Source organism: Peribacillus sp. FSL E2-0218 (genome assembly GCF_037992945.1).
GTDB classification, from domain to species: Bacteria; Bacillota; Bacilli; order Bacillales; family DSM-1321; genus Peribacillus; species Peribacillus simplex_B.
This window is the reverse complement of record NZ_CP150304.1, coordinates 4,753,397-4,766,838: the sequence shown is the minus strand read 5'-3', so window position 1 is coordinate 4,766,838 and position 13,442 is coordinate 4,753,397. Positions and strand designations below refer to the sequence as shown.

Annotated in this window: 15 protein-coding genes and 1 riboswitch; of the genes, 12 read left to right on the top strand and 3 right to left on the bottom strand. The window is 44.6% G+C overall.

The genetic code is table 11. From position 1 onward, the window contains the following. From MHI53_RS23120 to MHI53_RS23105, 4 genes are all read left to right on the top strand, one after another. Positions 1-924, top strand: coding sequence for a metal ABC transporter permease (locus tag MHI53_RS23120; protein ID WP_061142394.1), 924 nt, complete (start codon positions 1-3; stop codon positions 922-924). After that, positions 921-1,802, top strand: coding sequence for a metal ABC transporter permease (locus tag MHI53_RS23115; protein ID WP_340372383.1), 882 nt, complete (start codon positions 921-923; stop codon positions 1,800-1,802). Before MHI53_RS23120 ends, MHI53_RS23115 begins: the two co-directional genes overlap by 4 nt. Before the next feature lie 138 nt (positions 1,803-1,940). Next, positions 1,941-3,113, top strand: coding sequence for an FtsW/RodA/SpoVE family cell cycle protein (locus MHI53_RS23110; RefSeq protein WP_061142396.1), 1,173 nt, complete (start codon positions 1,941-1,943; stop codon positions 3,111-3,113). Positions 3,114-3,216: 103 nt separating this feature from the next. Further along, the gene (locus MHI53_RS23105; RefSeq protein ID WP_340372382.1) at positions 3,217-3,837 is read left to right on the top strand and encodes a hypothetical protein; all 621 of its coding nucleotides are present in this window, start codon (positions 3,217-3,219) and stop codon (positions 3,835-3,837) included. A 3-nt stretch (positions 3,838-3,840) separates the two neighbouring features. On the opposite strand, the gene MHI53_RS23100 is transcribed toward MHI53_RS23105, so the two are convergent. Together MHI53_RS23100 and MHI53_RS23095 are read right to left on the bottom strand one after the other, a co-directional pair. Beyond that, positions 3,841-4,176, bottom strand: a complete 336-nt coding sequence (locus tag MHI53_RS23100) for a spore coat protein (protein WP_061142398.1) — start codon at positions 4,174-4,176, stop codon at positions 3,841-3,843. A 13-nt stretch (positions 4,177-4,189) separates the two neighbouring features. Next, positions 4,190-4,468 carry a hypothetical protein gene (locus MHI53_RS23095; protein WP_198512606.1) on the bottom strand — a complete coding sequence of 93 codons (279 nt, stop codon included), beginning with the start codon at positions 4,466-4,468 and terminating at the stop codon, positions 4,190-4,192. Between the two features lie 152 nt (positions 4,469-4,620). Here MHI53_RS23095 and MHI53_RS23090 point away from each other — a divergent pair, with 152 nt between their 5' ends. Continuing rightward, positions 4,621-5,538, top strand: coding sequence for a proline dehydrogenase (locus tag MHI53_RS23090; protein ID WP_340372381.1), 918 nt, complete (start codon positions 4,621-4,623; stop codon positions 5,536-5,538). Between the two features lie 46 nt (positions 5,539-5,584). Here MHI53_RS23090 and MHI53_RS23085 read toward each other — a convergent pair whose 3' ends face one another. Beyond that, positions 5,585-5,716: a YuzL family protein gene (locus tag MHI53_RS23085; RefSeq protein WP_100532820.1), complete on the bottom strand. Its 132-nt coding sequence runs from the start codon at positions 5,714-5,716 to the stop codon at positions 5,585-5,587. A gap of 209 nt (positions 5,717-5,925) precedes the next feature. Between MHI53_RS23085 and MHI53_RS23080 the strand changes: the two genes are divergently transcribed. The 7 genes from MHI53_RS23080 (at position 5,926) to MHI53_RS23050 (ending at position 13,161) form a co-directional block, all read left to right on the top strand. Continuing rightward, positions 5,926-8,310, top strand: coding sequence for a 3-hydroxyacyl-CoA dehydrogenase NAD-binding domain-containing protein (locus tag MHI53_RS23080; protein ID WP_340372380.1), 2,385 nt, complete (start codon positions 5,926-5,928; stop codon positions 8,308-8,310). Positions 8,311-8,389: 79 nt separating this feature from the next. Beyond that, complete coding sequence (locus MHI53_RS23075) at positions 8,390-9,568, top strand: acetyl-CoA C-acetyltransferase (protein ID WP_061142402.1); 1,179 nt, start codon at positions 8,390-8,392, stop codon at positions 9,566-9,568. Between the two features lie 72 nt (positions 9,569-9,640). Beyond that, positions 9,641-11,428 carry an acyl-CoA dehydrogenase family protein gene (locus MHI53_RS23070; RefSeq protein ID WP_340372379.1) on the top strand — a complete coding sequence of 596 codons (1,788 nt, stop codon included), beginning with the start codon at positions 9,641-9,643 and terminating at the stop codon, positions 11,426-11,428. Between the two features lie 127 nt (positions 11,429-11,555). Then, positions 11,556-11,912, top strand: a complete 357-nt coding sequence (locus MHI53_RS23065) for an arsenate reductase family protein (RefSeq protein WP_061142515.1) — start codon at positions 11,556-11,558, stop codon at positions 11,910-11,912. A 95-nt stretch (positions 11,913-12,007) separates the two neighbouring features. Then, a complete protein-coding gene (gcvH, locus tag MHI53_RS23060) occupies positions 12,008-12,391 on the top strand; it encodes a glycine cleavage system protein GcvH (RefSeq protein WP_061142404.1) in 384 nt (127 codons plus the stop codon). Positions 12,392-12,483: 92 nt separating this feature from the next. After that, positions 12,484-12,834: a toprim domain-containing protein gene (locus tag MHI53_RS23055; RefSeq protein ID WP_061142405.1), complete on the top strand. Its 351-nt coding sequence runs from the start codon at positions 12,484-12,486 to the stop codon at positions 12,832-12,834. 18 nt (positions 12,835-12,852) lie between these two features. Beyond that, a complete protein-coding gene (locus MHI53_RS23050; RefSeq protein WP_340373721.1) occupies positions 12,853-13,161 on the top strand; it encodes a thioredoxin family protein in 309 nt (102 codons plus the stop codon). Positions 13,162-13,326: 165 nt separating this feature from the next. Beyond that, positions 13,327-13,430, top strand: a riboswitch (SAM riboswitch). The last annotated feature ends 12 nt before the right edge of the window (positions 13,431-13,442 follow it).

Sequence of the window (13,442 nt, the reverse complement as noted above, 5' to 3'; positions counted from 1 at the left end):
ATGAATGTACTGGATATCATCACTGATCCAAATACGAGATGGATTTTGCTTGGCACGATGTTCCTCGGGTTAAGCAGTGGGGTCATCGGAAGCTTTGCATATCTCAGAAAGCAGTCTTTGCTTGGAGACACGCTGGCGCATGCAGCGTTGCCCGGCATCTGCGTCGCTTTTCTGCTGACTGGGGTGAAATCGACTTCCTTCTTTCTTATTGGTGCGGCATTGGCAGGTTTAGTGGCTGTTTTTTTGATAAGTGTACTCACGAGGTACAGTAAGATTAAGCAGGATGCGGCTTTGGGAATCGTGTTATCCTCCTTCTTTGGCTTTGGGATCGTCATGCTCACGCAAATCCAGCAGAGCGAGTATGGAAACCAGAGCGGGCTGGATACGTTCCTGTTCGGGCAGACGGCCTCGATGGTCATGTCCGATGTATATATGATGATGACGGTTTCCTTTATACTAATTGTCACTTGTACGTTGTTTTTTAAAGAATTCAAATTACTATCCTTTGACCCAGGGTTTGCCAAAGGAATGGGATTACCGGTCGTTTTCCTTGATTATTTCATCATGATGCTGATTGTGGCAGCTGTCGTGATCGGCATCCAAGCCGTCGGTGTCGTATTGATGGCATCCTTACTGATCACACCTGCAGTTTCCGCCAGATATTGGACCGAGCGCCTGCATATCATGGTCATCCTGTCCGGAATATTCGGAATGCTGAGCGGTGTGTCAGGCACGCTTATCAGCACGTCCGTCAATAATTTGCCGACAGGCCCGTTGATCGTCTTATCGGCGACTGCATGGTTTTTCTTTTCCATGCTTTTTGCACCTAAACGTGGAGTGCTTTCATCTGTATGGAGAAGGGTATCCTTGAAAAAGAATTATTCCCTCGAACAGGATAGAAGGAAAGGGAGACATACATCATGAATGATTTTTGGATTATCTTAGTTGGAGCATTGGTGGCGAGCTCCTGCAGTGTTCTAGGTTGTTTTTTAATCGTGAGGAAAATGACTTTGATAGGTGATGCCATCAGTCATTCCGTGTTACCGGGAATCGTATTGGCCTTTTTGATAACCGGGACCCGTGACTCCATTCCGATGCTGATCGGGGCAGCGGCGCTAGGTTTGCTTACAGTATTCTTGATCCAGCTTTTCCAATCTTCCGGCGTTCAATCCGACGCGGCGATCGGCATCGTCTTCACTTCACTCTTCGCAGCGGGAATCGTACTGGTGAGCTTGTATACACAACAAATAGATTTTGACCTTGAGCACGTCCTGTATGGGGAAATCGCCTATACTCCGTGGAACACGATGACAATTGGCGGAATGGAGGCCGGGCCGAAAGCCGTTTGGATTGTGGGAAGCTGCTTTATCCTGAACCTCATCTTGATTTTCGTTTTCTTCAAACAGTTCAAGCTTGTATCCTTCGATCCTGCACTTGCCGCCGCCATGGGGATTCCGGTTCTGCTGTTTCATTATTTATTGATGAGCCTCATTTCTATGACTACCGTAGCTTCTTTTGATAGTGTAGGTTCGATTTTAGTGGTTGGAATGCTCATCATTCCCGCTGCGACGGCATATTTATTGTCAGAGTGTTTAAGCGGGATGATCAAAGTCAGTATCGTGATCGGCGTGTTAAGCTCCGTCATCGGTTACTACTCAGCTACCATTTTGGATGCCTCGATATCCGGATGTATGGTGGGCGCAGCCGCTTCCTTATTCGGATTGGCCTTTCTCTTTTCCCCTAGCCATGGATTGGTGAGCAGACTCCTGAAACGAAGGAAATCGAAGGGAATTCATGCTTAATTTTCCTGTCTGAAAGGCTTCATGCGGATTGGCCCGTAAACTATTCTTCGATATAGTTGTGATTTTATTTGTTTAAAGTATAATGAATAAGTGTATTTGAAGATGTATCGCAGGAGCCTTTTTAAGGGAGAGTTAAGTATGGAAGAACAAAATAAATTTTCATCACGAATAGATTTTTCTTTAGTCACGATATTGCTGTTATTATGCGTTGGAAGCTGCTTAGCGATCTACAGTGCCCAAACGACTGGACAGTACGCGGAAAACTTTTTAATTAAACAAATTTTTTGGTATATAGTAGGAATTGGAATCGTTTTGGGTTTTATCACGCTTGATTCAGATCAGTTAAAAAAGATATCCTGGTATGCCTACGGCTTCGGATTGTTTTTGCTGTTTTTGCTGATCCTTATGCCAACCACCATCGTACCTAATATAAATGGTGCAAGAAGCTGGTTCGTCATTCCAGGAATCGGCTCGATTCAGCCCTCGGAATTCATGAAGGTTTTCCTGATTTTAGCCTTGGCGAATGTCATCTCGAACCATCATCTAAAAAACACGCTGAAAACCATTCAAACGGACTTTTGGCTGCTCATCAAGATTGGCATTGTCACCGGTGCCCCGCTCATGTTAATCATGCAACAGCCGGATTTGGGCACTGGACTTGTCATCCTGTCCATCATGATCGGCATGATTTTCATATCAGGGATATCCTGGAAAATCCTGCTGCCAATCATTTCAGGCGGGATCGTCGTCGCTTCGACCATCCTCTACTTTGTCCTTTGGAAGCCGGAGATCCTGGAAAAATACCTAGGGGTAAAAACCTATCAGTTTGGCCGGATCTATTCCTGGCTCGACCCATACAACTATGCGAGCGCGGAAGGGTATCACTTAACCAAGTCCTTATTGGCCATCGGCTCAGGCCAGACAACTGGAAAAGGCATCGGCTCAAGGGAAGTGTATCTGCCCGAGAGTCATTCCGATTTCATTTTCAGTATCATCGGTGAAGAATTTGGCTTCATCGGCTCAAGTATCATAATCTCCTTGTTCTTCCTATTGATATATCACATCACCAAGACGGGGATGGATACGAAAAATAACTTCTATACATATCTCTGTGTTGGAGTCATAAGCATGCTGACGTTCCACGTCTTTCAAAATATCGGCATGACGGTCGGCCTTTTACCGATTACCGGCATCCCGCTTCCATTCATCAGCTACGGAGGAAGCTCGCTAATGGGTAATATGATGGCCATGGGCTTGATATTCAGCATCCGGTATCACTATAAGAAGTACATGTTCTCAACCGACATTTAAAGAAAAAACGGACCATCTTGTGATGCACCCCTTTATAAGGGGTGTTTTTTTTTGAACAGAAGAAAAACTTCGCAAAAAGGTTTTGGGGCGTATCTGGGTTAGTGTGGGTGTTGCCTATATTTTAGAGCGTCTTCTTCTGGACGAAAAAGGAGAGTTTACTCGCGGGTTTGGCGGTTTTATTCGCGAAAATGGGGAGCTTATTCGTGAGTTTAGTGGTTTTATTCGCGAAATCGAGGAGTTTACTCGCAAATTCAGAGCTTACCGAAAAAATGCGGCGTTTTCTCAAGGAAAATCAAGCGTTCTGGCCGAAAAAGGAGGGAAACCTGGCGAAGATGGGGAGTTTACTCGCGAGTTTGACGGTTTTACTCGCGAATTTGGAGTATTTATTCGCGAAATCGAGGAGTTTACTCGTAAATTTAGAGTTAACCGAAAAAATGTCGCATTTTCTCAAGGAAATCAAGCGTTCTGGCCGAAAAAGGGGGGAAACCTGGCGAAGATGGCGTGCTTACTCGCGGGTTTGGCGGTTTTTCTCGCGAAAATGGGGAGTTTATTCGCGAATTTGGAGTGTTTATTCGCGAGATTAGTGGTTTTATTCGCGAAATCGAGGAGTTTACTCGCAAATTCAGAGCTTACCGAAAAAATGCGGCGTTTTCCTCGTGCATTATTGCGGGCCGGCTTTGTTTGCAGAAAGGAAAAAGGAGCTGAAAGCCAGCTCCTGCAGTGATCTTTATTGAATGTTCGAGCCGTATGGGAATTGGCTTTTGTATCCTGAAAATTGCTGATAGGATTGGCTTAAGCTGTCAGGCTGCGCTTTTTCTAAGCCGTACCAGCCTTTTTCGAACATGATGTTATAGAGTTCCCGTTGCATTTCCTGGTTTTCTTTCGAAATGGAGAAAATGTCTTGGAATAACATTTGGTTGCTCATTTCATGCAAGGAAACAGATAAGGAGTTACAGAAGTATTTCTCGGTAGTGAGCATATCATTTATAAAGTCCCTGTCGTTCATTTGCGGGGTTTTTGCCACGGGAGTTTCTGGGTTTTGGACTTTGTTTTGATTGGGCATCAAGAACCCTCCTTTATTGGAATTGTTGTTGACTTTGAGTTTGGTTTGGGTCCAGATGGTTCAAAATCGTATCGTAATGACGCTGATGCATGAGTCCACAGCGATTTAATGCGTCAATGATTTGAGGATCTTTGCATTGTGTGGCAAAGAAATGAGCTTTTTTGATCGCATTGAGATTCCATGAAAGCATATCGCTCAGGTATAAGCTGTCTTTTACCGATACCATTTCCGGCGGCTGCTTCATATAGCCTGTGGACTGCTGTTGGCTGTTAAAAGAATTTTGCTGTTCCATTCATCCTGCCTCCTTTGAGTGTTCATTAAACGCCTTTAATTTTCCCCGGATGAAACTTTTTATTCTCGCTTCTGAATATTTGAAAATTGAATTAAATGGTAAAATGATCTTGTGCATCGATTTTCCGAAAAATCATTTGGAGGGGAATGCAGATGGAGCGAATGATGAAGAGACTTTTCTTGTTTTTGTCCAAAAATAAAAGCATGACGAGGGCAGCCAAGAAATATGGGCTGCGGTTCGGGGCATCTCGTTTCGTTGCTGGGGAGTCATTGGAATTGGCCTTGGCTGTCATTGCCGATTTAAACCGGAAGGGGCTTGCTGTAACCATCGATTATTTAGGGGAATTCATCGAGGACGAACAAGAGGCAAGGCAGATGGCAGATCAGTGTATTGAAGCCATTCGCATGATCGGCAGAGAGAAGTTGGATTCACAGCTTTCTTTGAAGTTGACATCGATGGGCTTGGATGTGTCCGAACGAGTGGTCATGGATAATATGAGGAGGATTTTGGAAGAAGCCAAGGACAATCATGTTTTCGTCACTCTAGATATGGAAGATTTTCCGCGCTGTCAGCCGACTTTGGATGTATTCAAAAGCTTAAAGGCTGAATATAATGAATTAGGGACTGTCATACAGGCTTATTTATATCGGACGGAAAAGGATATTGCCGAGCTGAATGCCTATCATCCGAATCTAAGGCTTGTTAAGGGAGCTTATAAAGAATCTAGGGAAGTGGCGTTTGCCGAGAAAAAAGCTGTCGATGAAAATTTCAAGAAAATCATCAAGCAGCATGTATTGAATGGAAATTACACAGCGGTTGCCACACATGACGATAAGATCATTGATTATACGAAGGAACTGGTAAAGACTCACGGAATCGCGAGTGATTCATTTGAATTTCAAATGTTGTATGGCATCCGTAATGAAAAGCAGCTTGAGCTCGTCGAAGAAGGATACAAGGTAAGGGTTTATGTTCCATATGGAACGGATTGGTATGGATATTTCATGCGCCGTCTTGCGGAGAGACCGGCGAATATGGTTTTCGTTTTAAAGGGGTTATTCAGGAGATAGCAATTGGGAGCCGCCCCGGATGTGGGCCGGCTCCCGTGAAGGACGTTTATTTTTTGAACTGATTGTTCTGGCTGTTCACTTTGTTGATCCCATGCTGACGTTCGCCGCCAGGGCCAGCATTGCCTTTGACGCTTGCTGCACTAACAGCCGCTTTGGAAGGATTATTTTTACGTTTCATTTTATAGGTCACCTCCTGCTCGTTATTTTCTACTGAATAGTGAAGAAATAACCAAAGGAAGATGGATAAAAAAATATTTTTTTCCTGTTTAATCATTGCGGAATTTCCAAATATATTCTATATTAGTAATAAGAAAAAATATTCAAAATTTTTTTGGATTAAAAATGAATGAGCATTCATTCAATACATTGCGTAAGGGGGATATGAACTTGGTTCGACAAATACGAAAGGCTGCTGTTCTAGGGTCAGGAGTTATGGGATCAGGGATTGCTGCACACCTTGCTAACATCGGCATTCCGACTTTATTATTGGATATTGTACCTCGTGAACTTACAGAGGATGAAAAGAAAAAGGGACTAACATTAGAACATAAACAAGTACGTAACCGCATCAGTCAAACTGCGATTACTAAGCTTTTAAAACAAAAGCCGGCACCGCTATCGGCAAAGGGAAATCTTGCGTTGATCGAGGCGGGAAACCTGGAAGATGATATTAGCCGTTTAAAGGATGTCGATTGGGTCATCGAAGTGGTCGTCGAGAAGCTGGAAGTGAAGAAAAGTGTCTTTGCCCAAGTTGATGAGCATCGTAAGCCTGGAAGCATTATTTCGTCGAATACATCCGGAATTTCAATCGAGGCGATGAAGGAAGGCCGTTCAGAGGATTTCCAAAAGCATTTCCTGGGAACACACTTCTTCAATCCGCCGCGCTACCTAAAATTGCTGGAAATCATACCTACTAAAGCAACTTCTCCAGAAGTGCTTGAATATATGAAACAATTTGGCGAGGATGTACTCGGAAAAGGGGTCGTCGAAGCCAAGGATACACCAAACTTCATCGCAAACCGGATTGGCACCTACGGCTTGTTGGTCACTCTCCGGGAAATGCAAAAAGGCGGCTACAGTGTTGGTGAAGTCGATTCCGTAACCGGCCCGCTGATCGGAAGGGCCACTAGCGCGACTTTCCGTACACTCGATGTAGTTGGCTTGGATACTTTCGCCCATGTTGCGAAAAACGTTTATGACCAAGTGGACGGGGAAGAAAAAGAAGTTTTCAGCATTCCTGCTTTCATGAAAGAAATGCTAGAGAAGGGATGGCTTGGAAGCAAGTCAGGCCAAGGCTTCTTCTTGAAAAAAGGCAAGGAGATCCTTGAATTGAATCCCGAGACTCTTGAGTATGAAGCACGAAAGAAACTAAAAACGCCTTCCATTGAAAGTGCTAAACAGGCCAAGGGCTTGGCAAACAAAATGAAAGCGCTTGTTTATAGTGATGACCGAACCGGCCAATTGCTGTGGAACGTGCTGAATCCGGTGCTTGTGTACTCTGCCCAACTGCTTGGCGACATCGCCGATGATATCGTGGCAATCGATCAAGCGATGAAATGGGGCTTCGGATGGTCCACGGGTCCTTTTGAAACTTGGGATGCCATCGGTGTAGAGAAATCTGTGGCAAGGATGGAATCCGAGGGTGTCATGGTCCCTCAATGGGTGAAGGAAATGCTCGCCAAAGGAATCACTTCATTCTATAAAGAGGAAAATGGCGTCAATCATTACTATGATAATGGTGAATATAAAGAGCTTGTCGAAAACCCTAAAGTGATCAATCTTAAAGCGATCAAGAAGCAAAAGGGCGTCATCAAGAAAAACAGCGGTGCAAGCTTGATCGATATCGGCGATGGGGTTGCTCTGCTGGAATTCACATCTCCGAATAATGCAATCGGTCTTGATATCATGCAAATGATCAATGCGGCAGTCGATGAAGCGGAAGCGAATTTCAAAGGCTTGGTAATCGGAAATCAAGGCAAAAACTTCTGCGTAGGTGCCAATATTGCGATGATGCTGATGGAAGCGCAGGATGACAATATTTTCGAACTGGATATGGTCATCAGCCAATTCCAAAAGGCCATGCTGAAAATTAAGTACAGTGCCGTTCCTGTAGTGGTGGCTCCGTTCAATATGACTCTTGGCGGCGGTGCCGAAGTATCGCTTCCTGCTGCACGCATCCAGGCGACGACAGAAACCTATATGGGCCTTGTCGAAGCTGGTGTCGGGTTGATCCCAGGCGGTGGCGGAACGAAGGAGCTTTACGTGAAAACGTTGAAGAATATGCCAAAGGGCGTCGACTTTGACTTGCAGAAAGTCGCCAACCAAGTTTTTGAAACGGTCGCGATGGCAAAAGTTTCGACATCCGCCGAGGAGGCACGCGGGAATAATTTCCTCAATTCCACTGATGGAATCAGCGTGAATGCGGACCATCAGCTGTATGATGCGAAGCAGGCAGTACTTTCCATGCATGAACAAGGGTATACCGCTCCAGTCCGGACGAAGATTCCTGTCGTGGGCGAAACGGGATATGCCGCACTTCTATTGGGGGCGGAATCGATGCGCCTTTCCGGATTCTTATCCGAACATGATCTTGTGATAGCGAAAGAGCTTGCATACGTCCTCTCCGGGGGCAAACTTCCATATGGTACGGAAGTGGATGAACAGTATATCTTGAACCTTGAGAAACAAGCGTTCCTGAAACTGATTTCGACTCCGAAATCCCAAGCAAGGATGCAGCACATGCTCGTTAAAGGAAAACCACTTCGCAACTGATGTTTGGCTGGAATAGATGGTGAAAACAAAAAAGAAGCTTAATGGATTGATAGCTTAAAAATGAGTTAGGGGGATCCTCATGAAAGAAGCGGTAATAGTTGCTGGAGCAAGGACTCCGGTAGGAAGAGCGAAGAAAGGTTCTCTTGCTAATGTTCGTCCAGATGACCTAGGAGCATTGGTTGTAAAGGAAACGTTAAAACGTGCAGGAAATTATGAAGGGAACATTGATGATCTGATTATCGGCTGTGCGATGCCCGAGGCGGAGCAAGGACTGAACATGGCGCGCAACATCGGCGCATTGGCAGGATTGCCTTACACAGTACCGGCCATAACCATCAATCGTTATTGCTCAAGCGGGCTTCAAAGCATTGCGTATGGAGCGGAGAGAATCATGCTCGGCCAAAGCGATACGGTCATTGCCGGCGGTGCAGAGTCGATGAGCCTTGTACCGATGATGGGACATGTGACACGTCCGAATGCGCAGCTTGCGGAAACCGCCCCTGAATATTATATGGGGATGGGCCACACGGCTGAGGCTGTTGCAAAAAAATATGGCATCTCCCGTGACGATCAAGATGCCTTTGCCGTAAGAAGCCACCAAAGGGCGGCCAAGGCCATTGCCGAAGGGAAATTTAACGACGAAATCGTACCGGTTGATGTAACCCTTCGCTCGGTTGGGCCAGATCTTAAATTGAAGGAACAGTCATTCACATTTGCACAAGATGAAGGTGTGCGTGCAGGAACGACGACGGACGTATTAAAAAAACTGAGACCAGCATTCTCCGTTACCGGATCCGTCACGGCAGGGAATTCATCGCAAACGAGTGATGGAGCTGCCGCGGTCATGGTCATGGATGGGGAGAAGGCATCTTCATTGGGAATGAAGCCGATTGGAAAGTTCCGTTCCTTTGCAGTGGCTGGTGTACCGCCAGAGATTATGGGGATCGGTCCGATCGCTGCCATTCCGAAAGCTTTAAAACTAGCAGGTCTTGAACTATCCGATATTGGTTTGTTTGAATTGAATGAAGCCTTCGCTTCTCAATCGATCCAGATCATTCGTGAGCTCGGATTGAATGAAGAGATTGTCAATGTGAATGGCGGAGCGATTGCCTTAGGACATCCGCTTGGCTGTTCGGGAGCCAAATTGACATTGAGCCTTTTACATGAAATGAAGCGGAGAAACCAGCAATTCGGAGTCGTGACAATGTGTATCGGCGGCGGTATGGGTGCTGCTGGAGTCTTTGAATTATTAGCATAATTCCATCCTCCCGGAAGCCTTCAGCTGCTTCCGGGGGATTCAATGATCATTATTCATTTAGGAGGAAATAATATGTCCAATCAAACAACAGAAAACCTCATTAAAGGTGGAGCCTTTTTAGTAGAAGATATTACGTATGATCAAGTATTCACACCGGAAGATTATACAGATGAACATAAAATGATCGCCAAAACTACTGAAGATTTCGTTTTGAATGAAATTTTGCCGCAAGTTGAACATATAGAAAACCACGAATTCGACCGTTCGGTAAAATTACTGAAAGATGCAGGAGAAATTGGTTTATTGGGTGCTGATGTTCCTGAGGAATATAGCGGGTTGGGACTTGATAAAATCAGCTCTGCGTTAATAACGGAAAAAATGGCTCTTTCAGGCGGCTTCGGCATTACGCACGGTGCACATGTAGGGATCGGCTCATTGCCAATCGTATTATTCGGTAATGAAGAACAAAAGAAAAAATATCTCCCTTTATTGGCAACTGGTGAGAAAATCGCGGCTTATGCTTTAACGGAGCCAAGCTCTGGATCTGATGCTCTAGGAGCGAAAACGACAGCGAAATTGAATGCCGAAGGCACACACTATATTTTAAATGGAGAAAAACAATGGATCACTAATGCAGGCTTTGCAGATGTCTTCGTTGTATACGCCAAAATCGATGGCGAACAATTCTCTGCCTTCATTGTCGAGCGTGAATATAAGGGTGTATCCACTGGTGCGGAAGAGAAGAAAATGGGCATCAAAAGCTCTTCTACCCGTACTTTAATCCTTGAAGATGTTCAGGTGCCGGTTGAAAATCTTTTGGGTGTAGCCGGTAAAGGACACGTCATCGCCTTCAATATCTTGAATATCGGCCGTTATAAATTAGGTGTGGGTGCTGTCGGCGGATCTAAACGCGCTCTTGAAATTACAGCAGCTTATACGAATCAACGCCAACAGTTCAAAACGAAAATTTCCGATTTTAATTTGACTAAGGAGAAGCTTGCAACGATGGCTGCAAAAATATATGCAGCGGAAAGCTCGGTATACCGTACTGTCGGTCTTTACGAACAAAGGCAAAGCAAGCTGACGGACGAACAAGTGAAAGATGGCAAATCAATGGCGGCTGCGGTTGCAGAATATGCGATTGAGTGTTCATTGAATAAATTCTTCGCTTCCGAAGTATTGGATTACGTAACGGACGAAGGCGTACAGCTACATGGCGGTTATGGTTTCATGCAGGAATACGAAATTGAAAAAGCGTATCGTGATTCCCGCATTAACCGGATTTTTGAAGGTACGAATGAAATCAATCGCCTGCTTGTTCCGGGGACATTCCTGAAGAAGGCTCTTAAAGGGGAGTTGCCGCTTCTTCAAAAGGCTCAAGGATTGCAGGAAGAATTAATGATGATGATGCCGGAAGAGCCTGGCGACGAGCCTTTGGCACAAGAAAAAATGCTTGTTAGAAACGCCAAGAAAATCGGTATTTTGGCAGCTGGCCTCGCTGCGCAAAAGTTCGGCAAAAAACTTGATCAAGAGCAAGAAATCCTTTCCAACATTGCGGACATCGTATCGCTTGCGTATGCTGCGGAATCGGTCGTATTACGTACGGAAAAAGCGATTGCGGCTACTGGTTTGGAGAAGAACAAACAAAAGGTGCTTTACACTGAAATTTTCGTTCAAGAAGCATTCAATGAACTTGAACAGCATGCAAAGGAAACCTTGATTGCCGTAGAAACGGGTGATACTTTACGCATCATGCTTTCTTCGCTTCGCAAGTTGACAAGACATACCCCAATCAATGTCATTGCGAAAAAACGTGAAGCGTCCGTCAAGGTAATCGAAACGGAAAAATACGCGCTATAAGCAATGAAATGGTTCAATGAAGGGAATGTCCGCAATGGGCATTCCCTTTATTTCCTTTGTTCAAATCCGGTGCATTTCGTTGTATTGCTTGGTGAAAACGGGTATTCTATTGATAGGTGGTGAAACGATGGGCTTAATATTATACTGGTACCCAAAATGCGGCACATGCCGCAATGCGAAGAAGTGGCTGGATCATCATGAACTGCAATATGAAGCGATCCATATAGCGGAAAATCCGCCTTCCCGAACCGAAATCGAACAATTGTATAAAACGAGCGGGTTGGAGTTGAAGAAGTTTTTCAATACTAGCGGACAAAAATATCGCGAGCTGGGCTTGAAGGATAAGCTTAAGGAAGCTACCGAAGCCGAAATGCTTGATATATTGGCGACTGATGGGATGCTTCTGAAAAGGCCGATTGTTACGGATGGTACGAAAGTGACAGTAGGTTTCAAAGAAGAGCAATTCGAACAGGTATGGAACTAAAATTATACAAAAATTTGGTTAATTCCTTACTTAAATAATATTTCTACCTTATAATGTAATAGAAAAATAAGCTATACATATGGAGGGAATTAATAATGACAACAACACCAAAAGAACTTCGTTACACGAAAGAACATGAATGGGTCAAAACGGAAGATGGTACTGTGCGTATCGGGATAACGGCTTTTGCCCAATCAGAGCTAGGGGACATCGTTTTCGTCGAGCTTCCTGAAGTTGGAGACGAGCTTAAAGCCAACGAGCCATTCGGAAGCGTTGAATCGGTAAAGACCGTTTCTGAGCTGTATGCTCCGATCAGCGGCAAGGTTGTCGAAGTGAACGATGAGTTAAGTGACAACCCTGAATATGTGAATGAATCTCCTTTTGAAAAAGCATGGATGATCGTCGTTGAACCAACGAACAGCAGTGATGTTGAAGGACTTATGAGCGCGGAAGAATATGAAAGCTTGATCAACGGGTAAAACGAAGGAGAGGGGGCCCTTAAGAGGGTCTGCTCTCTTTTTCCTTTCGTGCTTGGCGGTTGTCCACATAATTCGTGAAATGGAGTGATGACATGGAATGCGGCGATTTCGATAAGGTGATCATTGTAGAGGGCAGTTCCGACAGAAAAAAGGTTGCCTCCGTTTTAAATGAAGATGTGGAAATAAGATGTACGAATGGAACCATTTCCATCACTAAACTGGATGAATTGGTGGAGGAATTGATGGACCGGGATGTGTATCTCCTTTTTGATGCAGATGAATCGGGAGAAAAACTGCGCAAGCAATTTCGAAGGGAAATGCCGGAGGCGAACCACCTGTACATTCATAAAATGTACAAAGAAGTGGAAAGCTCACCGGAACATCATATTGCAACTGTACTTCTGGCTGCCAACATGAATGTTAAAATGAAATTTTTAAGTTAAAGGGTGAACGACTTAGTGATGCAGGAATGGAATGAGGAAGAATGCCGGGTTGCTATTGAAAGCGGGGAAAACTTTTGCCTATATTTATACACGCCTTTATGTGGCACGTGTCAGGTGGCGTCGAAAATGCTGACGATATCTTTGCAATTATTCCCGGAAATGATGGCAGGCAAAATGAATATGAACTATGTCCAAGGGATGGCCGAAACATATGAAATCGAAAGTGTGCCCTGTTTATTGCTGTTCAAGGAAGGACAACTGTACAAAAAGATATATGCCTTTCAATCCGTTCCGTATCTGTATGGATTGCTTAAGGAAATCAGCTGAGAAACCCAAACGGAAACCGGATTGGGTTTTTGGCTTTATAGCAACTAGGTAGAGAGGCAGAATAAAAAAACAAAGAATATTCTAACAATTGATTGACTGGATAATGGTAAAATGCTATATTTTGAATGTGGAAAACTGTTGCATGTAAAGGTCAAAATTTAATAGTTCTTATCAAGAGTGGCGGAGGGACTGGCCCGACGAAGCCCGGCAACCGGTATACATATATACGGTGCTAATTCCAGCAGAGTGTTGACTCTGGAAGATGAGGTGTGTATGAAAGC